The following is a 25,546-nucleotide window of genomic DNA, read 5'->3' on the forward strand; positions in this document are numbered from 1 at the left end:
GACCATGAGCAAGACCCTGATCCGTGGCGCGAGGATCCTCGGCGGCGAGCCGCAGGACGTACTGATCGACGGCGAGACCGTCGAAGCGGTCGGCACCGGCCTGTCCGCGGACGGCGCCGACGTCGTCGAGGCGGACGGCAAGGTGCTGCTGCCGGGCCTGGTCGACCTGCACACCCACCTGCGCGAGCCCGGCCGGGAGGACTCCGAGACCGTCCTCACCGGCACCCGGGCGGCCGCCTCCGGCGGCTTCACCGCCGTGTTCGCCATGGCCAACACCTTCCCCGTCGCCGACACCGCCGGCGTGGTCGAGCAGGTCTACCGGCTCGGCCGGGAGCACGGCTACTGCGACGTGCAGCCCATCGGCGCCGTCACCGTCGGCCTGGAGGGCCGCAAGCTCGCCGAACTCGGCGCCATGCACGAGTCCGCCGCCGGCGTCACCGTCTTCTCCGACGACGGCAAGTGCGTCGACGACGCCGTGATCATGCGCCGCGCCCTGGAATACGTGAAGGCCTTCGGCGGCGTCGTCGCCCAGCACGCGCAGGAGCCCCGGCTGACCGAGGGCGCCCAGATGAACGAGGGCGTCGTCTCCGCGGAACTGGGCCTGGGCGGCTGGCCGGCCGTCGCCGAGGAGTCGATCATCGCCCGCGACGTGCTGCTCGCCGAGCACGTCGGCTCCCGCGTGCACATCTGCCACCTGTCGACCGCCGGGTCCGTCGAGATCGTGCGCTGGGCGAAGTCCCGCGGCATCCAGGTCACCGCCGAGGTCACCCCGCACCACCTGCTGCTCACCGACGAACTGGTGCGCTCCTACAACCCCGTCTACAAGGTGAACCCGCCGCTGCGCACCGAGCGCGACGTGACCGCGCTGCGCCAGGCGCTCGCCGACGGCACCATCGACATCGTGGCCACCGACCACGCCCCGCACCCCCACGAGGACAAGGACTGCGAGTGGGCCGCGGCCGCCATGGGCATGGTGGGCCTGGAGACCGCGCTGTCGGTGGTCCAGCGGACGATGGTCGACACCGGCCTGCTGGACTGGGCCGGCGTCGCCGACCGGATGTCCGTCAAGCCCGCCGAGATCGGCCGGGCCACCGGACACGGGCGGCCCGTCTCGGCCGGTGAACCCGCCAACCTCACCCTCGTCGACACGGCATACCGTGGGCCGGTGGACCCCGGGACCTTCGCCTCGCGCAGCCGCAACACCCCCTACGAGGGGCGCGAGCTGCCGGGCCGTGTGACCCACACGTGGCTCCGGGGCAAGGCCACCCTCGTCGACGGGAAGCTCACGTGACACCTTTCATCCTGCTGGCCGCCGAGAAGAAATCGGCCGAGGTCACCGACTGGGCCGCCCGGGTGGGCTGGGTCGTCGGACTCACCCTGTTCGTCGCTCTCGTCTACTGGCTGATGCGCCAGGGCTGGAAGTGGCGCGGCACGCTCCAGGGTGACCTGCCCGAGCTCCCCGGCGCGCCCGAACGGCCGGGCCCGGCGACACTGGGCATGAGCGGCCGCTACCACGGCTCCACCACCGCGGGGCAGTGGCTCGACCGCATCGTGGCGCACGGCCTGGGCACCCGCAGCCGGGTCGAGCTCACCCTGACGGACGCGGGACTGGACGTCGTACGTCCGGGCGCGACGGACTTCTTCGTCCCCCGTGCGGCCCTGCGCGAGGCGCGGCTCGACAAGGGCATCGCCGGCAAGGTCCTCACCGAGGGCGGACTGCTCGTGGTGACCTGGTCGCACGGCGACCGGCTGATCGACTCCGGGTTCCGCTCCGACCACGCAGCGGAGCACGGAGCCTGGGTCACCGCCATCAACTCCATGATCGAAGACAACAGCATCGAAGACAACAGCACGGAAGGCGCCGAACGATGACGACCTCCAGCAAGGGGACCGCCTCACCGAGGCACCGGGCGGCTCCCGCCGTACTCGTCCTGGAGGACGGCCGGATGTTCCGCGGCCGCGCCTACGGGGCCGTGGGGGCGACGTTCGGCGAAGCCGTGTTCTCCACCGGCATGACCGGCTACCAGGAGACCCTCACCGACCCGTCGTACCACCGCCAGGTCGTCGTGATGACCGCCCCGCACGTCGGCAACACCGGCGTCAACGACGAGGACCCGGAGTCCCGCCGGATCTGGGTCGCCGGCTACGTCGTGCGCGACCCCGCGCGGGTGCCCTCCAACTGGCGCGCCCGCCGCTCGCTCGACGAGGAGCTGCGCACCCAGGGCGTCGTCGGCATCTCCGGCGTCGACACCCGTGCGCTCACCCGCCACCTGCGCGAGCGGGGCGCCATGCGCGTCGGCATCTTCTCCGGCAACGCGCTGCCCGACGAGGGCACCATGCTCGCCGAGGTCCGCCAGGCCCCCGAGATGGCGGGCGCCGACCTCTGTGCCGAGGTCGCCACCGGGCAGGCGTACGTCGTCCCCGCGATCGGTGAGAAGAAGTACACCGTCGCCGCCGTCGACCTCGGCATCAAGGGCATGACCCCGCACCGCATGGCCGAGCGCGGCATCGAGGTGCACGTGCTGCCCGCCACCGCCACCGCCGAGGACGTCTACGCCGTCGGACCCGACGGCGTGTTCTTCTCCAACGGCCCCGGCGACCCGTCCACCGCCGACCACCCCGTCGCGGTGATGCGGGAGGTCCTCGACCGCGGCACGCCCCTGTTCGGCATCTGCTTCGGCAACCAGATCCTCGGCCGGGCCCTCGGCTTCGGCACCTACAAGCTCAAGTACGGCCACCGCGGCATCAACCAGCCCGTGCAGGACCGTACGACCGGCAAGGTCGAGGTCACCGCGCACAACCACGGCTTCGCCGTGGACGCCCCGCTCGACCAGGTCTCCGACACCCCCTACGGCCGCGTCGAGGTCTCCCACGTCTGCCTCAACGACAACGTGGTGGAAGGCCTCCAGCTCCTCGACAAGCCGGCCTTCAGCGTCCAGTACCACCCCGAAGCGGCAGCCGGCCCGCACGACGCCGCCTACCTGTTCGACCGCTTCGTCTCCCTGATGGAGGGCCAGCGTGCCTAAGCGCACCGATATCCAGTCCGTCCTGGTCATCGGCTCCGGCCCGATCGTCATCGGCCAGGCCGCCGAGTTCGACTACTCCGGCACCCAGGCGTGCCGGGTGCTGAAGTCCGAGGGCCTGCGGGTCATCCTCGTGAACTCCAACCCGGCGACGATCATGACCGACCCGGAGATCGCCGACGCTACCTACGTCGAGCCGATCACCCCGGACTTCGTCGAGAAGATCATCGCCAAGGAGCGCCCCGACGCGCTGCTGCCCACCCTGGGCGGCCAGACCGCGCTCAACACCGCGATCGCGCTGCACGAGAACGGCGTCCTCGCCGAGTACGGCGTCGAGCTGATCGGCGCCAACGTCGAGGCGATCCACAAGGGCGAGGACCGCGACCAGTTCAAGCTGGTCGTCGAGGCGGTCCGGGAGAAGACCGGCCACGGCGAGTCCGCCCGCTCGGTCATCTGCCACTCCATGGACGAGGTCCTCCAGGGTGTCGACACCCTCGGCGGCTACCCCGTCGTCGTCCGCCCCTCCTTCACCATGGGCGGCGCCGGCTCCGGCTTCGCCCACGACGAGGACGAGCTGCGCCGGATCGCCGGCCAGGGCCTCACGCTCTCCCCGACCACCGAGGTGCTCCTGGAGGAGTCCATCCTCGGCTGGAAGGAGTACGAACTGGAGCTGATGCGCGACAAGCACGACAACGTCGTGGTCGTCTGCTCCATCGAGAACTTCGACCCGATGGGCGTGCACACCGGCGACTCCATCACCGTCGCCCCGGCCATGACCCTCACCGACCGCGAGTACCAGGTCCTGCGCGACATCGGCATCGCCGTCATCCGCGAGGTGGGCGTCGACACCGGCGGCTGCAACATCCAGTTCGCGGTCGACCCCGAGGACGGCCGGGTCATCGTCATCGAGATGAACCCCCGCGTCTCGCGCTCCTCCGCGCTCGCCTCCAAGGCCACCGGCTTCCCGATCGCCAAGATCGCCGCCAAGCTCGCCGTCGGCTACACCCTCGACGAGATCCCCAACGACATCACCCGGGAGACCCCGGCCTCCTTCGAGCCCACGCTCGACTACGTCGTCGTCAAGGCCCCCCGCTTCGCCTTCGAGAAGTTCCCGCAGGCCGACTCCACCCTCACCACCACGATGAAGTCCGTCGGCGAGGCCATGGCCATCGGCCGCAACTTCACCGAGGCCTTCCAGAAGGCGCTGCGCTCGCTGGAGAAGAAGGGCAGCCAGTTCACCTTCGTCGGCGAGCCCGGCGACAAGGACGCCCTGCTGGCCGAGTCCGTCCGGCCCACCGACGGCCGCATCAACACCGTCATGCAGGCCATCCGCGCGGGCGCCACCCCCGAGGAGGTCTTCGACGCGACGAAGATCGACCCCTGGTTCGTCGACCAGCTCTTCCTCATCAAGGAGATCGCCGACGAGCTGACCGGGGCGGCCGAGCTCACCCCCGAGCTGCTCGCCGACGCCAAGCGGCACGGCTTCTCCGACCACCAGATCGGCGAGATCCGCGGCCTGCGCGAGGACGTCGTCCGCGAGGTCCGCCACGCCCTCGGCATCCGCCCCGTCTACAAGACGGTCGACACCTGCGCCGCCGAGTTCGCCGCCAGCACGCCGTACTTCTACTCCTCCTACGACGAGGAGACCGAGGTCGCCCGGCGCGACAAGCCGGCCGTCATCATCCTCGGCTCCGGCCCCAACCGCATCGGCCAGGGCATCGAGTTCGACTACTCCTGCGTGCACGCCTCCTTCGCGCTCTCCGCCGCCGGCTACGAGACCGTGATGGTCAACTGCAACCCGGAGACCGTCTCCACCGACTACGACACCTCCGACCGGCTCTACTTCGAGCCGCTCACCCTGGAGGACGTCCTGGAGATCGTCCACGCCGAGCGGCAGGCGGGCCCCGTCGCGGGCGTCGTCGTGCAGCTCGGCGGACAGACCCCGCTGGGCCTCGCGCAGGCGCTCAAGGACAACGGCGTGCCGATCGTGGGCACCTCCCCGGAGGCCATCCACGCCGCCGAGGACCGCGGCGCCTTCGGCCGGGTGCTGGCCGAGGCCGGCCTGCCGGCCCCCAAGCACGGCACCGCCACCACCTTCGCCGAGGCCAAGGACATCGCCGACGAGATCGGCTACCCCGTCCTGGTCCGCCCGTCGTACGTGCTCGGCGGCCGCGGCATGGAGATCGTCTACGACGAGACGCGCCTGGCGGCGTACATCGCCGAGTCGACCGAGATCAGCCCCACCCGGCCGGTGCTCGTCGACCGGTTCCTCGACGACGCCATCGAGATCGACGTCGACGCCCTCTACGACGGCCACGAGCTCTACCTCGGCGGCGTGATGGAGCACATCGAGGAGGCCGGCATCCACTCCGGCGACTCGGCGTGCGCGCTGCCCCCGATCACCCTCGGCGGCTTCGACGTCAAGCGGCTGCGCGCCTCCACCGAGGCCATCGCCGAGGGCGTCGGCGTGCGCGGCCTGATCAACATCCAGTTCGCCCTGGCCGGCGACATCCTCTACGTCCTGGAGGCCAACCCGCGCGCCTCGCGCACGGTCCCCTTCACCTCCAAGGCGACCGCGGTGCCGCTGGCCAAGGCCGCCGCCCGCATCTCGCTCGGCGCGACCGTCGCCGAGCTGCGCGCCGAGGGCCTGCTCCCGCCCTCCGGTGACGGCGGCGAGCTGCCGCTGGACGCGCCGATCTCCGTCAAGGAGGCCGTGATGCCCTGGTCGCGCTTCCGCGACGTCCGCGGCCGCGGCGTCGACACCGTCCTCGGCCCGGAGATGCGCTCCACCGGCGAGGTCATGGGCATCGACTCGGTCTTCGGCACCGCGTACGCCAAGTCGCAGGCCGCCGCCTACGGGCCGCTGCCCACCAAGGGCCGCGCGTTCATCTCCGTCGCCAACCGCGACAAGCGCTCGATGATCTTCCCGGCGCGCCAGCTGGTCGCCCACGGCTTCGAGCTGATGGCCACCTCCGGCACCGCCGAGGTCCTCAGGCGCAACGGCATCCACGCCACCGTGGTGCGCAAGCAGTCCGAGGGCACCGGCCCGAACGGCGAGCGCACCGTCGTGCAGCTCATCCACGACGGCGAGGTCGACCTCATCGTCAACACCCCGTACGGCACCGGCGGCCGCCTCGACGGCTACGAGATCCGTACGGCCGCCGTGGCGCGCTCCGTCCCGTGTCTGACCACGGTCCAGGCGCTCGCCGCCGCCGTCCAGGGCATCGACGCCCTCCACCACGGTGACGTGGGCGTGCGATCGCTCCAGGAACACGCCCAGCACCTGACCGCGGCCCGCGACTAGCGGCCGACGAGGGGGACACCGCCCGCGGTGTCCCCCTCTCCATGAGGACGGAATCCATGTACAAGCTGTTCTTCCGCCTGGTGTTCCGCCGGATGGACGCCGAGCGGGCCCACCACCTCGCGTTCCGCTGGATCCGCCGGGCCGTCGGCGTACCCGGCCTGCGCACCCTGCTGGCCGCCGTGCTCGCCCCCCGCCACCGGGAACTGCGCACCGAGGCGTTCGGGCTGCGCATGCACGGCCCCTTCGGCCTCGCGGCCGGCTTCGACAAGAACGCCGCCGGGATCGACGGCATGGCGATGATGGGCTTCGACCACGTCGAGGTCGGCACCGTCACCGGCGAGCCGCAGCCCGGCAACCCCAGGAGGCGGCTGTTCCGCCTGGTCCCCGACCGGGCCCTGATCAACCGCATGGGCTTCAACAACGACGGCTCCCTCGCCGTCGCCGCCCGCCTGGCCACCCGCGACCCGCTGCTGCGGACCGTGGTGGGCGTCAACATCGGCAAGACCAAGGCCGTCCCGGAGGAGGAGGCCGTCGCCGACTACGTGAAGTCGGCCGAGCGGCTCTCCCCGTACGCCGACTACCTCGTCGTCAACGTCTCCTCGCCCAACACGCCCGGCCTGCGCGACCTGCAGGCGGCCGCGTCGCTGCGCCCGCTGCTGACGGCCGTGCGCGAGGCCGCCGACCGCACGGTCACCACCCGCCGCGTGCCGCTCCTGGTCAAGATCGCCCCGGACCTGGCCGACGAGGACGTCGACGCCGTGGCCGACCTCGCCGTCGAGCTGGGCCTGGACGGCATCATCGCCACCAACACCACCATCGCCCGCGAGGGACTGGGCCTGCGCTCCGGGCCCGCCCTCGTCCAGGAGACCGGCGGACTGTCCGGCGCCCCGCTCAAGGCCCGCTCCCTGGAGGTGCTGCGCCGCCTCTACGCGCGCGTGGGCGACCGGATCACCCTGGTGGGCGTGGGCGGCATCGAGAACGCCGAGGACGCCTGGCAGCGCATCCTGGCCGGCGCCACGCTGGTCCAGGGCTACAGCGCCTTCGTCTACGAGGGGCCGTTCTACAGCCGCGCCGTCCACAAGGGCCTCGCCGCCCGGCTGCGCACCAGCCCCTACGCCACCCTCGCCGACGCGGTCGGCGCCGACGTGAGGAAGTCCCGATGACCGCTCTGGAACCCTTCGGCGCCCGGCTGCGGCGGGCCATGGACGAACGCGGCCCGCTGTGCGTGGGCATCGACCCGCACGCCTCGCTGCTCGCCGAGTGGGGCCTGGACGACGACGTGGCCGGACTGGAGCGGTTCAGCCGCACGGTGGTGGAGGCCACCGCGGACCGGGTCGCCGTGCTCAAGCCGCAGAGCGCGTTCTTCGAGCGCTTCGGCTCGCGCGGGGTCGCCGTGCTGGAGCGGACGGTGGCCCAGGCCCGTGCGGCCGGCGCCCTGATCGTGATGGACGCCAAGCGCGGCGACATCGGCTCGACCATGGCCGCGTACGCGGAGGCCTTCCTGCGCCAGGACGCCCCGCTGTTCTCCGACGCGCTGACCGTCTCGCCGTACCTCGGCTACGGCTCGCTGTCGCCGGCCGTGGCGCTGGCCCGGGAGAGCGGCTGCGGCCTGTTCGTGCTCGCGCTGACCTCCAACCCGGAGGGCGGCGAGGTCCAGCACGCGGTACGGGTGGAGGACCGGGGCGGCCGCGACGTCGGCGCGACGATGCTCCGGCACCTGGCCGCCGAGAACGCGGGGGAGGAGCCCCTGGGCTCCTTCGGCGCGGTCGTCGGTGCCACGCTCGGCGATCTGTCCCGCTACGACCTCGACATCAACGGGCCCCTCCTCGCGCCCGGCATCGGGGCCCAGGGAGCGGCCCCGGCCGACCTTCCCGGCGTGTTCGGGTCCGCGTTGCGCAACGTCGTGCCGAACGTGAGCCGGGGGCTGCTGCGCCACGGACCCGACGTCAGCGCGCTGCGGGCGGCGGCGGACCGGTTCGCGGAGGAGATCCGGCGGGCCGTGACCGCCGGCTGAGGCTCTTCCGGACGCGTGTACGACCGCTTCGGGGCGGGCCGGAACCCGATCCCGTGCGGGCCGGAAAGGGAATCCGGTCTGGATACTTCCCCGAATCCAGGGCAGTATGTCTGAAATATCCGGTCCTGACGGAGGCTGACCAGGACTTTTCCTCTGTTCTCGCTGACTCTGACGGACTTGACCGCTAGTCTCCGACGAGTGAGGGCACCCCCCACGCCGTCAAGGCCGCGGGGGAGAACGGGCAAGCGTGTTGCTCGTGGCTCCTCTGGTGTGGGGCGACTAGGTTCCTCACCGGTCCGTATCCGACAGTTCGACATCCGAGGTGACGTAGGCGTGGCTCTTCCGCCCCTTACCCCCGAACAGCGCGCAGCCGCGCTCGAAAAGGCCGCCGCGGCTCGCCGGGAGCGGGCCGAGGTCAAGAATCGACTGAAGCACTCCGGCGCCTCTCTGCACGAGGTCATCAAGCAGGGCCAGGAGAACGACGTCATCGGCAAGATGAAGGTCTCCGCCCTTCTCGAGTCCCTGCCGGGCGTGGGCAAGGTCCGCGCCAAGCAGATCATGGAGCGACTGGGCATCTCCGAGAGCCGCCGGGTGCGCGGTCTCGGGTCCAACCAGATCGCGTCGCTGGAGCGCGAGTTCGGCAGCACCGGTTCCTGACGTACCGGGCCTGACCGGGGCCGCCGTCCCGGGCACCCCGCGATTGCTGGAATAATCGCTGCATGGCTGCAACATTCCGGGGGACGACCCCCGAGCCCCCGGACGTACGTCCGCGGCTGACCGTGCTCTCCGGCCCCTCCGGGGTCGGCAAGAGCACGGTCGTCGCCCATATGCGCAAGGAGCATCCCGAGGTCTGGCTCTCGGTGTCGGCGACGACCCGCAGGCCCCGTCCCGGCGAGCGGCACGGGGTCCACTACTTCTTCGTCACCGACGAGGAGATGGACAAGCTGATCGCCAACGGCGAGCTGCTGGAGTGGGCCGAGTTCGCCGGCAACCGCTACGGAACGCCGCGGGCCGCGGTGCTGGAGCGGCTGGAGGCGGGCGAGCCCGTGCTGCTGGAGATCGACCTCCAGGGCGCCCGGCAGGTCCGGGAGTCGATGCCCGAGGCGCAGCTGGTGTTCCTGGCTCCCCCCTCCTGGGAGGAGCTGGTGCGCAGGCTCACCGGCCGGGGCACCGAGGCACCCGAGGTGATCGAGCGCCGGCTGGCGGCCGCGAAGGTCGAGCTGGCGGCCGAACCCGAGTTCCACGAGACCCTGGTCAACACCTCCGTCGAGGATGTGGCGCGCGAGCTGCTAGCCTTGATGGATGTCGTGTGATCACCCAGGTGGTCGCACGGCTGATCACACACGTGATCGCCGACTGTCGGACCGTGATCGTCCGGTCGCGACTCGTGGGATCGTGACTCGTGGGATCGCGGCGCACCCAGCCGTGACTCATGAGATCGTGACTCATCAGACCGTGACGGCCCGAAGACGACCGTCAGACCGTGACCGTCCGGCCGGTGCTCCGGCGACCTGAGCACTCCGTGCTCACGAACCGCCCGGCCGACCGCACGGTCGCCTCCGCACTTTTCCCATCCATCGGAAGGTAGAGCGTGTCCTCTTCCATCTCCGCGCCCGAGGGCATCATCAACCCGCCGATCGACGAGCTCCTCGAGGCCACCGACTCGAAGTACAGCCTCGTGATCTACGCGGCCAAGCGGGCTCGCCAGATCAACGCGTACTACTCGCAGCTCGGCGAGGGCCTCCTGGAGTACGTCGGTCCGCTCGTCGACACCCACGTCCACGAGAAGCCGCTCTCGATCGCCCTGCGCGAGATCAACGCGGGTCTGCTCACGTCCGAGGCCATCGAGGGCCCGGCCCAGTAGGCGGCCCGGCGGGGCGGACGGCCGTACGGTCCGCCCGCAGCATTCCTTCCACAGGCCCGACAGGGACATCGCCCGGCGACAGCGGGGAGAGCACCTGGCGGGCCTGTGGTGTGTCATTGGCGTGTACGTTTCCGAGCCCGGGGAGAGACGGTGGACAAGCCGAAGGTCGTGCTGGGGGTCAGCGGCGGCATCGCCGCCTACAAGGCCTGCGAGCTGCTCAGAAGGCTGACGGAGTCCGGCCACGACGTCCGGGTCGTCCCCACCGGGGCCGCCCTGGAGTTCGTGGGCGCTGCCACCTGGTCGGCGCTGTCCGGGCACCCCGTCCCCACCGAGGTCTGGGACGACGTCCACGAGGTGCCGCACGTCCGCATCGGACAGGACGCCGACCTCGTCGTGGTCGCCCCCGCCACCGCCGACCTGCTCGCCAAGGCGGCCCACGGGCTCGCCGGGGACCTGCTCACCAACACCCTGCTGACCGCACGCTGCCCCGTGGTGCTCGCGCCCGCCATGCACACCGAGATGTGGGAGCATCCGGCCACCCGGGAGAACGTGGCCACGCTCCGCCGCCGCGGCACCGTCGTGATCGAGCCATCCGTCGGGCGGCTCACCGGCGCCGACACCGGCAAGGGCCGGCTGCCGGACCCGGCCGAGATCTTCGAGGTCTGCCGCCGCGTCCTGGCCCGCGGCGCCGTCGCGCCGGACTTCGCGGGGCGGCACGTCGTGATCAGCGCCGGCGGCACCCGCGAGCCGCTCGACCCGGTGCGCTTCCTCGGCAACCGCTCCTCCGGCAAGCAGGGCTACGCCCTCGCCCGCACCGCCGCGGCCCGCGGGGCCCGGGTCACGCTGGTCGCCGCGAACACCGCGGGGCTGCCCGACCCCGCCGGGGTGGACGTGGTGCCGGTGGGCACGGCCGTACAGCTGCGGGAGGCCGTGCTGAAGGCCGCCGCGGACGCCGACGCCGTGGTGATGGCCGCGGCCGTCGCCGACTTCCGCCCCGCGGTGTACGCCCCCGGGAAGATCAAGAAGCAGGACGGCCGGGAGCCCGAACCCGTCGCGCTGGTCCGCAACCCGGACGTCCTCGCCGAGATCTCCGCCGACCGGGCCCGCCCCGGACAGGTGGTCGTCGGCTTCGCTGCCGAGACCGACGACGTCCTCGACAACGGCCACGCCAAACTCCACCGCAAGGGCTGTGACCTGCTCGTCGTCAACGAGGTGGGGGAGCGCAAGACCTTCGGTTCGGAGGAGAACGAGGCCGTGGTGCTCGGCGCCGACGGCTCCGAGACACCCGTGCCGCGCGGCCCCAAGGAGGCACTGGCCGACATCGTGTGGGACCTGGTGGCGCACCGGATGGGTGAGCGTGCCTGACCGGCGGCCCGTCCCTCCGGAGCTCGGCTTGATTCGGGTGTGGCGCCCCTGGCCAACCCCGTGCGGCATTGGGCAGAATGCCAGTGCCGCAGGTCACAGGGCTCCCGAGAGGCGAGACACCTGAGCCGGTGGCCGAGCGCGACCGATAAACTGTTCTCGGACGACGCCGGGCGCAGCCCCCGGCCCGTCCGCCCATGATCAGCCAGCAGCCGCTGCAAACCCAGGGAGCGTTGTGTCCCGTCGCCTGTTCACCTCGGAGTCCGTGACCGAGGGTCACCCCGACAAGATCGCTGACCAGATCAGTGACACCATCCTCGACGCCCTGCTGCGCGAGGACCCCACGTCCCGCGTCGCCGTGGAGACCCTCATCACCACGGGCCTGGTCCACGTGGCCGGCGAGGTCACGACCAAGGCCTACGCGCCGATCCCGCAGCTGGTCCGGGAGAAGATCCTCGAGATCGGCTACGACTCGTCGAAGAAGGGCTTCGACGGCGCCTCCTGCGGCGTGTCGGTGTCGATCGGCTCGCAGTCCCCGGACATCGCCCAGGGCGTCGACACCGCCTACGAGTCGCGGATCAGCGGCGCCGGCGACGACCTCGACCGCCAGGGCGCGGGCGACCAGGGCCTTATGTTCGGGTACGCCTCCGACGAGACGCCCACCCTGATGCCGCTGCCGGTCTTCCTGGCGCACCGCCTGTCCAAGCGGCTCTCCGACGTCCGCAAGAACGGCACCATCCCCTACCTGCGTCCCGACGGCAAGACGCAGGTCACCATCGAGTACGACGGCGACAAGGCGGTCCGCCTGGACACCGTCGTGGTCTCCTCCCAGCACGCCTCGGACATCGACCTGGAGTCCCTGCTGGCCCCCGACATCCGCGAGTTCGTCGTGGAGCCGGAGCTGCAGGCACTGGTCGACGAGGGCATCAAGCTCGACACCGACGGCTACCGCCTGCTGGTGAACCCGACCGGCCGCTTCGAGATCGGCGGCCCGATGGGCGACGCCGGTCTGACCGGCCGCAAGATCATCATCGACACCTACGGCGGCATGGCCCGCCACGGTGGCGGCGCCTTCTCCGGCAAGGACCCGTCCAAGGTCGACCGCTCCGCCGCCTACGCCATGCGCTGGGTCGCGAAGAACATCGTCGCCGCGGGCCTCGCCGCCCGCTGCGAGGTCCAGGTCGCCTACGCGATCGGCAAGGCCGAGCCGGTCGGCCTGTTCGTGGAGACCTTCGGCACCCACAAGGTCGAGACCGAGAAGATCGAGAAGGCCATCGACGAGGTCTTCGACCTGCGCCCGGCCGCGATCATCCGCGACCTGGACCTGCTGCGCCCGATCTACGCCCAGACCGCCGCGTACGGCCACTTCGGCCGTGAACTGCCGGACTTCACCTGGGAGCGCACGGACCGCGTGGACGCGCTGCGCGCGGCGGTCGGCCTGTAGGCCGCCCGCGCCCCGGCGCGTGCCGTGGCCGTCCCGTCCGCCGTCCGCCCTCGAAGGTCCGGACGCCCGCCGAGGACTCCGCGCGGCCCGCCGGCCGGGTCACCGGGCCGCGCGGGGCGGGGCGCTGTCGGTGCCGTTTGGTAAGAATGCAGTCGTGAGCGGGGAGAACGAGCCGGAGCGGGACGGCGCCCAGGGGGCGCCGCCCGAGCAGCTCGCGCTCATCCGCGAATCGGTGCGCCGGGCGAAGACACCGCGGGCCAGACCCCGCACCTGGCGGGGCGCCCCGCTGGCCGCCGAGCTGCCCGTGGCCCGGGTGCTGGTCGACAAGGGGATGCTGCACCTCGACCGGTACTTCGACTACGCGGTCCCCGAGGAGATGGACGCCGACGCCCGGCCCGGCGTCCGCGTGCGGGTGCGGTTCGGGGCCGGACGCCACCGGGTCCGCGATGGGCGCCGTGAGGGCGGTGGCCTGGTCGACGGGTTCCTGGTCGAGCGGGTGGCCGAGTCCGCGTACTCGGGGCCGCTCGCCGCGCTGGCCCAGGTGGTGTCCCCGGAACCGGTGCTCGCCCCGGAGCTGCTCGCCCTCGCCCGCTCGGTCGCCGACCGGTACGCCGGCAGCCTCGCCGACGTCCTCCAGCTCGCCGTACCCCCGCGCAGCGCACGGGCCGAGCGGCGGCCCTCGCCCGACCCGCTGCCGCCCCCGCCGCGCCCCGCGCCCGGCCCCTGGACGCGGTACGAGCACGGCCCGGCCTTCCTGGACGCGCTCTCCTCCGGCGGGTCGCCGCGCGCCGTGTGGAACGCGCTGCCCGGCCCCGCCTGGAGCGAGGAGACCGCCCGCGCCGTCGCCGCGACCCTCGCGTCCGGGCGCGGTGCGCTGGTCGTCGTCCCCGACGGGCGGACCGCGGCCCGCGTCGACGCCGCGCTGACCGCGCTGCTGGGCGAGGGGCGGCACGCCCTGCTGACGGCGGACGCCGGGCCGGAGAAGCGGTACCGGGAGTGGCTGGCCGTGCGGCGCGGTTCGGTGCGGGCGGCGGTCGGCACCCGTGCCGCCATGTTCGCGCCCGTCCGCGACCTCGGCCTCGTCGCGCTCTGGGACGACGGCGACGACAGCCACAGCGAGCCCCATGCGCCGCAGCCCCACGCGCGCGAGGTGCTGCTGCTGCGGGCCGCGCAGGACCGGTGCGGCTTCCTGCTGGGTTCGCTCGGCTGCACCGTGGAGGCCGCGCAGCTGGTCGCCAGCGGCTGGGCCCGGCCGCTGGCCGCCCCGCGCGAACGGGTGCGGGCCCTCGCCCCGCTGGTGCGCACCGTCGGCGATCTGGACCTGGCCCGCGACGAGGCCGCCCGCGCCGCCCGGCTGCCCACCCTGGCCTGGCAGACCGTACGGGAGGGGCTGCGGCACGGGCCCGTGCTGGTCCAGGTGCCCCGCCGCGGGTACGTGCCGCGGATGGCCTGTGCGCAGTGCCGTGCGCCCGCCCGCTGCGGGCACTGCTCCGGCCCGCTCCAGGGCAGCGAGACCGGAGTGCTGCGGTGCGACTGGTGCGGCCGGGAGGACGGTTCCTGGCACTGCCCCGAGTGCGGCTCCTTCCGCCTCCGGGCGCAGATCGTGGGGGCGCGGCGCACCGCCGAGGAACTCGGCCGGGCCTTCCCGCGGGTCCCGGTGCGTACCTCCGGGCGCGAGCACGTGCTGGACACCGTGCCGGCCGCGCCCGCCCTGGTGGTCAGCACCCCGGGCGCCGAGCCGGTCGCCGAGGGCGGCTACGCGGCGGCGCTGCTGCTGGACGGCTGGGCCATGCTCGGACGGCCCGACCTGCGCGCCGCGGAGGACGCGCTGCGCCGCTGGATCGGCGCGGCCGCCCTGGTGCGGGAGCAGTCGGCGGGCGGCACCGTGGCCGTGGTCGCCGATCCCACCCTGCGGCCGGTGCAGGCGCTGGTGCGCTGGGACCCCGTCGGGCACGCGGTGCGCGAGCTCGCCGAGCGGGCGGAACTGGGTTTCCCGCCGGTCTCCCGGATGGCCGCGGTGTCCGGGACGCCCGAGGCGGTGGCCGGCTTCCTCGGTGCGGCCGACCTGCCGGCCGGGGCCGAGGTGCTCGGTCCGGTGCCCCTGCCCGCGACCCTGCCCGGCCGTCCGCGCCGGCCGGGCGCGCCACCGCCGGGGGAGCGGTGGGACCGCGCCCTGGTCCGCGTCCCCGCCGGTGGCGGGGCCGCCCTCGCCGCCGCGCTGAAAGCCGCCCAGGCCGCCCGTCTGGCCCGCGGCGGCGAAGCGGTGGTCCGGGTCCGGATCGACCCGCCGGACATCGGGTGACGCCGGTCTGACGACGTCTCCGGCCGGGTCCGCCGGTCGCCCGCGGCGAGGCGCGGCGGCCTCAAGGACCTGCGGGACTGCGGGACTGCGGGACTGCGGGTCTGCGGGACTCCGGGGCTGCGCCGGGTCCGGTCCGGCTCGCGAGCGCGGATGCGGTTACGACGCGGACGGCGGAGTGCGGGCCGGAAGCCGGTGCCGGGGGTTCTGCCCGGGGCGTGACCCAGATACGCGCCAAAGGGGCAATGAGTTGATCTTGAAGCCCTGACGGGCAGCCGGAAGTGCCCCGGAAGGAGGCCACGGCCTCGTACGAGGGTGATGCTCTGGCCTTCGGTCCCCTGGGTGGGCACGTTCCCGGTGGCGTGCCGCCGACTACGCGATGTGAAGGGCGGGGCCGCGGTGGCGAAGCGGTGGGTTCGGTACGTGATGCCGGTGATGGTCGAGGTCGACTGCGACGACGACAAGGTGACCCGGGTGGTCACGCTCCCGGAAGAGATACGCGAGGACCGCGACGACATGGGCCACTTCCTCATCTACGACGAGAAGTTCGTCCGCCGGGACGGCGACGAGCAGCCTCAGGTGCACGCGTTCTGCGTGGGCGAACCGCGCTGGGAGCATCCGCAGTTCCGGGCCGGCGGGCCGGTGAACTGGCTGGAGACCTCGGCATGGGAGGAAGGCTTCGACCTGACCGAGGCGGACGACCGGTACGCGGAGATCAACCCGTACGAGCTGCGGGAGCGGTAGACGGACAGCAGAGGGCCACGGCCGAGCATGAGCTTGGCGGCCGGGGCCTTGGTGTTCGCGCTGGTCAGGCCGCTGGCGCGAAGATTTCGAGCAGGCGTTCCTTCTGCCGGGGCCCGAGGCCCTGGACTCGGCGGCTTTCGGAGATTTCGAGCTCGTTCAGGAGCTGGGCGGCGCGGACCTTGCCGATGCCCGGCAGCGACTCCAGCAGGCGGCGGACGAACACCTTGCCGACCACGGCGTCCTCGCGTGCGAGGACGTCCTTCAAGGCGACCTTGCCGTCCTTGAGCTGGGCGAGGATCTCGCCGCGCTCCTTGCGGACGGCGGCGGCCTTCTTCAGGGCTTCGGCGCGGGCCTCGGCGGTCAGTGTGGGCAGATCCATCGGGGACCTCTTCTCGTACGGCGTTGCGACTGGCCATCATCGCCCTGCCGCATAGCGGTTGACCAGCGGGTTTGCGGATTCCGTCGCACGGCCTGGTGCCGCCGGCCGAGGCACTTACGCCAGTCCGCGCTCGCAGGCGAGCCAGCAGGCTGCGGTGATACGCCAGTGCAGCTCGGCACCGGTACGGGCCTGGAGTCCTTCGGGCAGGTCGCCCATGCCCTGCTGGAGGATCTGGTCGGCGCGGGCCATGGTGTGGACGTACAGCGTCAGCGCAGGCAGCGTCACCTCGCCGAACGCGGCGGTGACCGTGTCGTCGACGCCCGCTCGGCGGCCATGGTTTCACCGTACGCCCGGCGGCGATGCCCGCACCCGGGCCGCCGGGCTGGCCCCGTGCCGCCTGCGCGCGGGTCAGCGGTGGTGGTCGAGGAAGACCCGGGCGCGATCGTCGAGCTCGGCCGCGACCCGTACGCCGCGGGCCCGGTAGGGGCGCAGGTCGGAGCGCAGGGAGCGGACGGCCTTGAGGGTGCGGGTGGACTTCACCCCGGCCATGGTGTCGATCGCCCGGCCCCAGGTGCCACATGCCTGCTCGATGCTGCCCTGCTTGGCTTGTTGCTCGGCCTGGGCGACCAGGTCGAGGGCGATGATCCGCGCGTACGTCGCCCCGGGCCGGCTCGCTGCTGCGGTCGCGTACTGGTGGGCGGCGTTCGGGCGGTCGCCGAGCGTCTCGAAGACCTTCGCCGTACGGGAGTGGACGGTGGCCGCGGGCGGGCCCCACACCAGCGCCCAGAACGGCACCTCGTCCCCGGCCCCGGCCGCCAGCGCGGTCTCGGCGAGCTGGACGTCGTCGAGGGCGCGACGGGTCTGGCCGGTCTTGGCGAGCGCGTGCGCGTGGGTGACGGCGAACAGCGCCTCGACCTGCTGGCCGACGCGGCCCCTGGCGCGGCCCCAGCCGGATCCGGCGAGCGCCAGGCAGTGCTCGGGCCGGTGCAGCTTCATACCCTGCTGCGACATCGTGCGCATCACGAAGCCGTCCTGCCCCGGGACACCGGACGCCCGCGCGAGGGTGAGGGACTGAAGGTAGTAGCGCTGCGCGAGGCCCTGCTCGCCGCTGTCGTACGCCTTCCAGCCGCACAGGTGAGCCGCCGCCGAGGCGACCGAGAGCGCCTCGGCGCGGACGTCGTCGCCGGCGAACCGGCCCCGGCACAGCTGCGCGACGTCGGTGACGAGGTACTGCACGAAGGCCGCCCGTCCGTGCTGGCCGCCGTGGCGCTCGTCCATGTCCATGAAGAGCTTCACCATGTCGCGCACGGCGGCGACGTCGGCGTGGCCGGCGATTCCGCCGCCGCTGACCGTGCGGGTGCGGGCGGCGGCTTCCTGGACGGTCTGGAGCGGGAGGGTCGCCGCGGCCATGGAGTAGGCGGAGGCGGCCAGGAATCGGCGGCGGTTCACGTCGGCCTCCCCGATGGCGGTGAGCGTCTCGATGGGATCGAAGTCCAGCGTCAGCCCGATGCTGTCATCTTCACCGCCGCCGGGGGAACCGAGTCCGAGGTCCTCGCGGGTGATCCGGCGCCCCAGGCGGCGGGACAGCGCCTCGGCCAGGTACCCCGGTGTCGTCCCGGACGGTTCGGCGCCCTGCACCCAGTGGTGGACGGCCGACTTGTTCGTCCCCAGCCGTTGGCCGCTCTCTAACGCCACGGCTTTCACGGCACGGGCGACGCCGTCGTACGGCAGCCCGGACTCCTCGATCAGTGCCTTGAGCTGGTGGTTCGCAGTGCGCTGGGTCATGGCGTCCTGCCCTCGTCGTCAGGCGTATACCCGATATACGGCTCCGCGCGCTCGACACGGTACCCGCCAACCCCCTTGCCCGGTTCACTGATTGAGCAAGCCCGATGACATTCCGTCATCGGGCTCGGTCGAGAAGAAGGGGTTCGCCATGAAGGACACGACGCGTCCGTGGGAGTCCGTGTTCGCCGGCCCGGAGATCACCGCCCCGCCGAGTGACACCGCCCGCTACGACGACAAGGCCGCCGAGACCTCGGACCAGGGCCGCTTCGAGGACTGATCCACCGGCACCGCCCGTCCAGCACCACCAGCGTCACCGGGGCCCGCGCCCGGCCGAAAGCCGCGCGGGCCCCGTCGCATGTCCGGCGAGAAGGGAGAAGTGGGATGTTGACGTTGTCGGTCGACCTGCGGACCGGTTCGGGGCCGTGGGAATGGCGAGGAGAGGAAGAGGGCTGGGGCCGCGGTGCGGACCGTATCCGGCCGCTGGACCACCCGGCCTTGGAGGCGCGGGCGGTCACCGACGGCACCCGCACGCTGCTCGTCGTACGGGAGAAGGCGGCCGGCCGCCCCTCGCTGCTGCGCTCGATCTCCCCGGCCCGGGTCGACACCGCGGTGTACGAGCGCGCGGTGAAGGAGTGCCAGGACTTCCCGCTCCAGGGCATCTGGGTCGAGGCCGGCCCGGACGGGCTCCGGCTCCAGACGGGGCTCGGCGGGGTGTGCCCGCTGTACCTCGCCCACGACGGCGGGCGGCTGGCCGGGTCGTGGCAGCTGATGGACCTGCGCCACCAGCTCGGTGCGGACCGGCTTCAGGAGCGGGAGGTGATGCGGCTGCTGACCGGCTTCCCCCGCTACGGGCACGACACGCTGTTCACCACGGTCAAGCGGCTCTCCGAGCGCTCCACCGCGTACGCGGACGCCGAGGGCCTGCGCCTGGTGTACCCGGCGGCGGCCGAGCACGCCCAGCCTGGCGAGCTCGCCGACCACATCGGTGAGGCCGGACTCGTCGGCGCCTTCGAGGCCCTGACGGACCACGTGTTCGCCAAGCGGCCCGTCGCCCCGGAGCGGACGGCGGCCCAGCTGTCCGGGGGCATGGACTCCACCAACCTCGCCATCTCCCTCGCCCTGGCCCACCCGGGGGCGATCACGCCGTGCGCGATGCTCATCGGCGGCGAGGCAGGGCCGCAGCAGGAGGCGCGGCGCCGGGCGGTCATCGAGCAGACCGGGTTCGCCGCCGACGTGGCCGTGCGGGCGGCCGACCACCCGGTGCTGTCCCCGGGCGGCCTGCGCCGCTCCCGGGCGGAGGCGGTCAGCCCGCTCGACGAGCCGCACCTGGAGGCGGCAGACGCGCTCGCCCAGGCCCTGCGCGCCCGCGGCATCCACACGGTGGCGGCGGGGTTCGGTGGCGACGAGGTCGCGCGGGCCCGCCGCACCGCCGGCGGGCCCGCGCGAACGCCGACCGCGCCGTCCTGGTGCGGCGAGCGGGTGCGCGACTTGCTGGGCGAGGTGGATGCGGGGATCTCGCCGGCGACCGTGGCGCCGGAGACCGCGCTGATCGCCCTGGAGGTCGCCACCCCACTCATGGCCCGGCGCGGGCTGTGGACCGTCGCGCCGTTCACCGACGCGGACATGGTCCGCTTCGGGCACCGCCTGCCGACCGAGTGGAAGGCGGACAAGCACCTGCTGCACCGGCGGCTTGCCGCCCGCGGCCTGCCGGAGGAGGTGGTGAACCCGCCGCTGCGGGAGAACTTCGGCCATCTGATGAACACCGCCGCCCACCATCACGCCACCGGGCTGCTGCGCGGATGGGGCAAGGAGCTCCACCTCATCGAGCAGGGCTTCGTGGACGCCGCAGTCCTCACCGAGGCCGTCGAGCGGGCCGCCCTCAGCCCCGAGGACGCGGCGCCGTACCGTACGGGCCTCTACCTGATCACCGCCGTCGAGCTGGGCCTGCGGGCGCTGTAGACGCCTCCTCCACCGGCTGGGCGACTTCGGCGCAATCGGCCCCGTACGCCCCGCCAGCCCCGCAAGGATGGGGCGGGTGACCGACTCCTCACCCGCCCCGAAACCCCCCACCGCCCCGCCGCAGCAGGTCGGCTACCAATCCGACCCGCACGCCGAGGACATCGCCAGCGCGACCTGGTGGCGGATGGCCTCCCGCCTCCCGCACACCCTCGCCGCCGCCGTACGACTCGGCTGGGCCGCCGACCGCCCGGCGATGCTCTGGCTGGGCTTCACCCAGCTCGTCGTCGCCGCCTCCGCCGCCGTCGCCCTGGCCGCGCTGCCCGGCGCGATGAACCACCTCTTCAGCGGCGGGGACGTCGCCGCACGCGTGACGGCCGCGACCCCCGCGCTCGTCGTCGCCGCCGTGGCGACCGCCGTACGGGCCGGGGCGGACGCGCTCGCCGTCTACGCCGCCGCCCGCCTCGCGCCCGAGGTCGCCACCGAGGCCGACCTCCAGATCCTCGCCGCCGCCCCGCAGGTCGAGCTGGAGGCGTACGACCGGCCCGGGTTCACCGACCGCCTCCAGGCCGCCGGCAAGGGCGCGGAGGCCACCGAGGACCTGATCGGCGACGCCCAGGCCATGGTCTCCGCGCTCGCCCAGCTCGTCGCCGCCGCCTCGGTGCTGACGGTGCTGCACCCGCTGCTGCTGCCCCTGCTCCTGCTGGCGGTGGTGCCCAAGGGCGCCGCCGCGGTGACCACCGCCCGCATCCAGCATCGTGCGGACTTCCAGAACATCTCCGACAACCACCTGCGCTACCTGCTGCGGTACTACTCCACCGACCGCCGCACCGCCGCCGAGGTCCGCGCCGCCACCATGTCCGGCTTCCTGATGACCTGGTACCGGGAGATCACCGACCGGATCAAGGCCACCCACCGGGCGGCGGCCCCGAGGGTGTTGCGGGTGACCCTGGCGGGCTCCGCCGCCAGCGGGCTCATGCTGGCCGCCACGTGGGCGGCGCTCGGGTGGCTCGCCGCGACCGGGCGGATGGACCTCGCCGTCGCCGCGACCGCCGTGGTCGCCGTACGCACGTCGACCGGCGCGCTGACGTCGCTCGTGATGGCCGCCGCCCGCACCTTCCGCACCTCGCTGTACCTGGAGGACTGGCAGAGCTTCCTGCGCCGGGCGAAAGCCCTGCGCGCCGAGCGAGGCACCAAGGCGATCCCGGCTGGCGCCCCGCGCGTGATCGAGGCGAAGGACATCACCTACGCCTACCCGGGCGCTGACGCCCCGGCGGTCGACGGCGTCAGCCTCACCCTGCGCCAGGGCGAACTGATCGCCCTGGTGGGCGAGAACGGCTCCGGCAAGACCACCCTCTCCCGCCTCCTGACCGGCCTCTACCTGCCCAACTCCGGGGGCACGGTGACCTGGGACGGGACCGACCTGGCCGAGGCCGACCCGGCCGGGGTGTGGTCGAAGGTCGGGCTCGTGCCGCAGGACTACACCCGCTGGCCCATGGACCTGCGCGCCAACATCCACCTCGGACAGCCCCGCACCGCCGACGACGCCCCGCTGCTCCAGGCCGCGCGCGCGGCCGGCGCGGACAGCGTCATCGACAAGGCCCCGTACGGGCTCGACACCCTGGTCGCCAGCTCCAACTGGGGCGGCACCGACCTGTCCGGCGGGCAGTGGCAGCGCATCGCGGTCGCCCGCGCGTTCTACCGCGACGCCGCCGTGCTGGTGCTGGATGAGCCGACCTCCGCGATGGACCCACGGGCCGAGCACCTGGTGATCCGCCGGTTCAAGGAGCTCGCCACGGGCAAGGCCGCCGTGTTCGTCACCCACAACCTGGACAACGCCCGCATCGCCGACCGCATCGTCGTCCTCGACGGCGGCCGGATCGTGGAGTCGGGGACCTTCGAGTCCCTGCTGGATGCGGCCGGCCTGTTCGCCGAGTTGTACAAACTCGCGCAAGACCGGTGAGAACCACTGGTCAGCGCGCTAACGTGCACACCGTCGGCCCCGGCTGCCGCCCTTTCCCCCGTAGGGCGGCGGCCGGGGCCGACTCGTACGCTCCGGGCGCCCGGGCGGGGAGCGTGACGGCCCCCGCCCGGGCACCTGGCACGTTCAGCGCACCCACTCGTACTCGTCGTCCTCCCCGCCGGCGTCGCGGTCGTCGTCGCTGAGGAGGTCGTTCACCTCGTCCTCGGTGAGGAGGGGTTCGCGCGACTCGTCCATGGCGCTCAGGATGCCCCGCCGCCGTCCCCGGCGTCCTGCACGGCGCGTACGACGTCGCGGAGGTCGAGAACGCTCACGCCGTCGATCTTGCCCTCGCAGATCGAGGCGTTGACCTCGGTGCGGGTCTTCGAGGCCATCTTGTCGAAGGTGGAGAACCCCGGCAGCTCCAGCCCGGCCTCCACCACCTTCTCCAGCGCGATGTTGATCAGGTCCGCCGGCCGGTTCTTCGCCGCGGCCTCCTTGCGGATCGACTGCTCGGCGATCCGCCGGGCCTCCGCCTGGTCGTACGCCACACCGACCCGCTTGCGGACCAGGCCCCGGTGGTGCTTCGCGGTCCGCTCCGCCCGGTACACCGGCAGCGTGCCCTCCGGCAGTTCCACCTGCCGCCGCACGAACTCCACCACCTGCTCCGGCACGTCCTCCAGGGCCGGAAAGCACCCCATGCGCTGATACGACTTCAGCATCAGCAACAGGGCCAGCAGATGCTCGTCCCCGTCCGTCGCCCCAGCCGCCCACTCCAGCTCATCGCGAGTCGGCGAGAAGAACAGATGCAGCTCATGCGCGGTGATCAGCCGCTTGAACCGCGGATACGCGGTCCGCTCGATCGAGGTCACAACCCACCCCAGGCCCCAAGACGATGCTCAACATCACCACCAACGACGCTGGGCCGAACGGGTGACGGGCCGGACGCTCAAGGCTTCAAGATCAACTCATTGCCCCTTTGACGCGTATCTGGGTCACACCCCTGCCCGGGCGGTCCCGGGGCGAGCCGGGTCCGTGCGCGGTGCCGGCCCCCGGGGCGGCGGGGCCGCCCCTTCCGGCGGCGGCGGGTTCCGCTCCGGGGCCTGTCCGCATGCCCGGGCCGGCTCCCGGTCCGCCCGGCCCGCTGCGGGGAAGCATGGGGGTACGCCGCCGCCCTCCGGCCGAGAGCGAGGCGGGAGGGCGTTCGGAGGGTGGCGGCGCGGTCGGGGCGCGGGGCCGGCGCGGTGCCGGGTCAGCCGTTGCGCGGGCCGGGGAAGGCGGTCGGCCGGGCCTCGTCCCGGAGGGCGGAGCCGGCCGCGGTCGGCTGGGCCGGCATGGAGCGGGCCGCGGGCACCGTCGGCAGTGCGGCGGGCACGTTGACCGTGCGCGTACCCGACGGCTCCGCCGCGCGCTCGGCCTCGGCGGCCGACTGCGTCGCGGCGCGGCGTGAACCGTAACGGCGGTGCACCGCCTGCTTGGTGACGCCGAGTGCGGAACCCACCGCGTCCCAGGAGAAGCCCAGCGAACGGTCGAAGTCGACCGCGGCCGTGACCAACGTCTCGACGCTGTCCCGCAGTTCCTGGGCGAGGCGCACCGTGGGAGCGGGGGCGCGCCCGTAGACGACGAAGCCCGTGGAGGGGCCGGAACGGCGCGGGCGGTAGACGTTGCCCAGCTGGGCGGTGAGCGTGCGCAGTGCGTCCACCTGCCGGCGGACCCGCTCGATGTCCCGCACCAGCAAGTGCAGGCTGGCCCGAGCCTGGGCGTCGTGGGTTGCGTGGTCGGCCATGAACAAGCCTCTCGAACCGGCGTTGAGGAGAAGGAGTCGGGTCGTCGGAACGGCCCCGTGTGGTCAACTCTTTCTTGACCAACGCGTCTGCGCTCCGCTGGTCACGGGGTGGGGGCGCGCAGGCATATGCGTACGCCGTCACGTCCCGCCCTCACCACCCGCCGGACTGGTGTGTGTCCCTTCCCGGCGCGGGTGCGGGCGCGGGCGCGGGCGAGGGTGCGGGTAGGGGTGCCGGTGCCGGTGCTGTGGGCGTTGCCGCGCTCCGGCGTCCGGCGACACCGGGCGGCATAGACTGGTGTGCTGCCCGTCCGCCCCCGCCCGAGAGGCCCCGACCCACCCATGAAGCTTGTCTTCGCCGGCACCCCCGAGGTCGCCGTTCCCGCGCTGGACGCTCTGCTCGCCTCCGGGCGGCACGAGGTGGCCGCCGTCGTCACCCGGCCCGACGCGCCGGCCGGCCGGGGCCGCAGGCTGGTCGCGAGTCCCGTCGCGGAACGGGCCGAGGAGGCCGGCATCGAGGTGCTCAAGCCGGTGAAGCCGCGCGACCCGGAGTTCCTGGACCGGCTGCGCGCGATCGCCCCGGACTGCTGCCCGGTGGTCGCCTACGGCGCGCTGCTGCCGCGTGCCGCCCTCGACGTGCCGGCCCGCGGCTGGGTCAACCTGCACTTCTCGCTGCTGCCCGCGTGGCGCGGCGCGGCACCCGTGCAGCACGCCCTGATGGCGGGCGACGAGATCACCGGTGCCTCCACCTTCCAGATCGAGGAGGGACTCGACTCCGGCCCGGTCTTCGGGACCGTCACGGAACCCGTCCGCCCCACCGACACCAGCGGCGACCTCCTCACCCGGCTGGCCTTCGCGGGTGCCGGACTGCTCGCCGCGACCATGGACGGCATCGAGGACGGGGCCCTGCAGGCCGTGCCGCAGCCCGCCGACGGGGTCACCCTCGCCCCGAAGATCACCGTCGAGGACGCCCACGTCGACTGGACCGCGCCCGCGCTGCGGGTGGACCGGGTGGTGCGCGGCTGCACGCCCGCGCCCGGCGCCTGGACCACCTTCCGCGGCGAACGCCTCAAGCTCGTCCAGGTCGCGCCCGCGCCCGGCCGCACGGACCTCGCACCCGGCGAACTCGCCGTCGGCAAGAACAGCGTCCACGTCGGCACCGGCTCGCACGCCGTGGAACTGCAGTGGGTGCAGGCGCAGGGAAAGAAGCCGATGAGGGCCGCCGACTGGGCGCGCGGGGTGCGCATCGCGGCGGGGGAGTGCGTCGGGACCTGAGCGCCGCCCCGCCGGGTGAACGGTCAGGCCCGGCGACGCTCAGGCCCGGCGACGGTCCGGCCGTCCGGGCGGTCCGGGTCCGGGCGGTCCGGCTGACGGGCCGCGACGGTGCGGACCGCCGGCTCCCGTGTCCCTCCGCCCGTGCCCGTCCGCTCGGGCCCGTCCGCTCGTGTCCGTCCGCTCGGGCCCCTCCGCCCGTGCCGGTCCGCCCGTGCCGGTCCGCACAGGTCCGTCCGCCCGTGCCGGTCCGCCCGTGCCGGTCCGCACAGGTCCGTCCGCCCGTGCCCGCGCGTCCTCGCAGCGGGCCGGTCTCGTACCCCGTCGCGCCCGGACGGGCCGCGGCCCCGCGGTCCA

Annotated in this window: 22 protein-coding genes; 17 read left to right on the plus strand and 5 right to left on the minus strand. The window is 73.3% G+C overall.

The genetic code is table 11. The features are described 5' to 3' along the window. Positions 1-4 precede the first annotated feature (4 nt). From AC5K6T_RS08665 to AC5K6T_RS08725, 13 genes are all read left to right on the plus strand, one after another. Complete coding sequence (locus AC5K6T_RS08665) at positions 5-1,291, plus strand: dihydroorotase (RefSeq protein ID WP_493207101.1); 1,287 nt, start codon at positions 5-7, stop codon at positions 1,289-1,291. Beyond that, positions 1,288-1,872, plus strand: coding sequence for a PH-like domain-containing protein (locus tag AC5K6T_RS08670; RefSeq protein WP_493207103.1), 585 nt, complete (start codon positions 1,288-1,290; stop codon positions 1,870-1,872). The genes AC5K6T_RS08665 and AC5K6T_RS08670 overlap by 4 nt, the downstream gene beginning before the upstream one ends. Then, positions 1,869-3,026 (plus strand): glutamine-hydrolyzing carbamoyl-phosphate synthase small subunit, encoded by a 1,158-nt coding sequence (gene carA / locus AC5K6T_RS08675; protein ID WP_493207105.1) that lies wholly within the window; start codon positions 1,869-1,871, stop codon positions 3,024-3,026. Before AC5K6T_RS08670 ends, carA begins: the two co-directional genes overlap by 4 nt. Next, positions 3,019-6,327 (plus strand): carbamoyl-phosphate synthase large subunit, encoded by a 3,309-nt coding sequence (gene carB, locus AC5K6T_RS08680; RefSeq protein WP_493207106.1) that lies wholly within the window; start codon positions 3,019-3,021, stop codon positions 6,325-6,327. Before carA ends, carB begins: the two co-directional genes overlap by 8 nt. Before the next feature lie 56 nt (positions 6,328-6,383). Beyond that, on the plus strand, positions 6,384-7,490 hold the full coding sequence (locus tag AC5K6T_RS08685) for a quinone-dependent dihydroorotate dehydrogenase (protein ID WP_493207107.1): 1,107 nt from the start codon (positions 6,384-6,386) through the stop codon (positions 7,488-7,490). Continuing rightward, a complete protein-coding gene (gene pyrF, locus AC5K6T_RS08690) occupies positions 7,487-8,341 on the plus strand; it encodes an orotidine-5'-phosphate decarboxylase (protein WP_493207108.1) in 855 nt (284 codons plus the stop codon). The genes AC5K6T_RS08685 and pyrF overlap by 4 nt, the downstream gene beginning before the upstream one ends. A gap of 333 nt (positions 8,342-8,674) precedes the next feature. Continuing rightward, a complete protein-coding gene (locus AC5K6T_RS08695; RefSeq protein ID WP_003977346.1) occupies positions 8,675-8,998 on the plus strand; it encodes an integration host factor in 324 nt (107 codons plus the stop codon). Between the two features lie 62 nt (positions 8,999-9,060). Then, positions 9,061-9,654: a guanylate kinase gene (gene gmk, locus AC5K6T_RS08700; RefSeq protein WP_493207112.1), complete on the plus strand. Its 594-nt coding sequence runs from the start codon at positions 9,061-9,063 to the stop codon at positions 9,652-9,654. Positions 9,655-9,932: 278 nt separating this feature from the next. Next, positions 9,933-10,205, plus strand: a complete 273-nt coding sequence (gene rpoZ / locus AC5K6T_RS08705) for a DNA-directed RNA polymerase subunit omega (protein ID WP_003977348.1) — start codon at positions 9,933-9,935, stop codon at positions 10,203-10,205. A gap of 150 nt (positions 10,206-10,355) precedes the next feature. Then, positions 10,356-11,570 carry a bifunctional phosphopantothenoylcysteine decarboxylase/phosphopantothenate--cysteine ligase CoaBC gene (gene coaBC, locus AC5K6T_RS08710; RefSeq protein WP_493207114.1) on the plus strand — a complete coding sequence of 405 codons (1,215 nt, stop codon included), beginning with the start codon at positions 10,356-10,358 and terminating at the stop codon, positions 11,568-11,570. 232 nt (positions 11,571-11,802) lie between these two features. Then, positions 11,803-13,011: a methionine adenosyltransferase gene (gene metK / locus AC5K6T_RS08715; RefSeq protein WP_493207116.1), complete on the plus strand. Its 1,209-nt coding sequence runs from the start codon at positions 11,803-11,805 to the stop codon at positions 13,009-13,011. Positions 13,012-13,165: 154 nt separating this feature from the next. Beyond that, a complete protein-coding gene (locus AC5K6T_RS08720) occupies positions 13,166-15,313 on the plus strand; it encodes a primosomal protein N' (protein ID WP_493207118.1) in 2,148 nt (715 codons plus the stop codon). A 315-nt stretch (positions 15,314-15,628) separates the two neighbouring features. After that, positions 15,629-16,054 (plus strand): hypothetical protein, encoded by a 426-nt coding sequence (locus AC5K6T_RS08725; protein ID WP_493207119.1) that lies wholly within the window; start codon positions 15,629-15,631, stop codon positions 16,052-16,054. 64 nt (positions 16,055-16,118) lie between these two features. On the opposite strand, the gene mihF is transcribed toward AC5K6T_RS08725, so the two are convergent. The 3 genes from mihF to AC5K6T_RS08740 all read right to left on the minus strand — a co-directional run bounded on the left by mihF (position 16,119) and on the right by AC5K6T_RS08740 (position 18,218). Further along, positions 16,119-16,433, minus strand: coding sequence for an integration host factor, actinobacterial type (gene mihF / locus AC5K6T_RS08730; RefSeq protein ID WP_493207121.1), 315 nt, complete (start codon positions 16,431-16,433; stop codon positions 16,119-16,121). 114 nt (positions 16,434-16,547) lie between these two features. Next, positions 16,548-16,718: a hypothetical protein gene (locus tag AC5K6T_RS08735; RefSeq protein WP_493207123.1), complete on the minus strand. Its 171-nt coding sequence runs from the start codon at positions 16,716-16,718 to the stop codon at positions 16,548-16,550. 123 nt (positions 16,719-16,841) lie between these two features. After that, positions 16,842-18,218, minus strand: a complete 1,377-nt coding sequence (locus AC5K6T_RS08740; RefSeq protein ID WP_493207125.1) for an NsdA family TPR-like regulatory protein — start codon at positions 18,216-18,218, stop codon at positions 16,842-16,844. Between the two features lie 91 nt (positions 18,219-18,309). Between AC5K6T_RS08740 and AC5K6T_RS08745 the strand changes: the two genes are divergently transcribed. From AC5K6T_RS08745 to AC5K6T_RS08755, 3 genes are all read left to right on the plus strand, one after another. After that, positions 18,310-18,495, plus strand: a complete 186-nt coding sequence (locus tag AC5K6T_RS08745; protein WP_493207127.1) for a hypothetical protein — start codon at positions 18,310-18,312, stop codon at positions 18,493-18,495. Between the two features lie 104 nt (positions 18,496-18,599). Beyond that, positions 18,600-20,177 carry an asparagine synthase-related protein gene (locus tag AC5K6T_RS08750; protein ID WP_493207128.1) on the plus strand — a complete coding sequence of 526 codons (1,578 nt, stop codon included), beginning with the start codon at positions 18,600-18,602 and terminating at the stop codon, positions 20,175-20,177. Positions 20,178-20,244: 67 nt separating this feature from the next. Further along, complete coding sequence (locus tag AC5K6T_RS08755) at positions 20,245-22,137, plus strand: ABC transporter ATP-binding protein (protein WP_493207130.1); 1,893 nt, start codon at positions 20,245-20,247, stop codon at positions 22,135-22,137. 260 nt (positions 22,138-22,397) lie between these two features. Here AC5K6T_RS08755 and AC5K6T_RS08760 read toward each other — a convergent pair whose 3' ends face one another. Together AC5K6T_RS08760 and AC5K6T_RS08765 are read right to left on the minus strand one after the other, a co-directional pair. Continuing rightward, positions 22,398-23,006: a DUF4158 domain-containing protein gene (locus AC5K6T_RS08760; RefSeq protein WP_493207133.1), complete on the minus strand. Its 609-nt coding sequence runs from the start codon at positions 23,004-23,006 to the stop codon at positions 22,398-22,400. A gap of 380 nt (positions 23,007-23,386) precedes the next feature. Continuing rightward, positions 23,387-23,920, minus strand: coding sequence for a hypothetical protein (locus AC5K6T_RS08765; protein WP_493207135.1), 534 nt, complete (start codon positions 23,918-23,920; stop codon positions 23,387-23,389). Positions 23,921-24,259: 339 nt separating this feature from the next. Here AC5K6T_RS08765 and fmt point away from each other — a divergent pair, with 339 nt between their 5' ends. Beyond that, positions 24,260-25,192, plus strand: a complete 933-nt coding sequence (gene fmt, locus AC5K6T_RS08770; RefSeq protein WP_493207136.1) for a methionyl-tRNA formyltransferase — start codon at positions 24,260-24,262, stop codon at positions 25,190-25,192. The last annotated feature ends 354 nt before the right edge of the window (positions 25,193-25,546 follow it).

This window comes from Streptomyces sp. B8-7, from assembly GCF_058833805.1.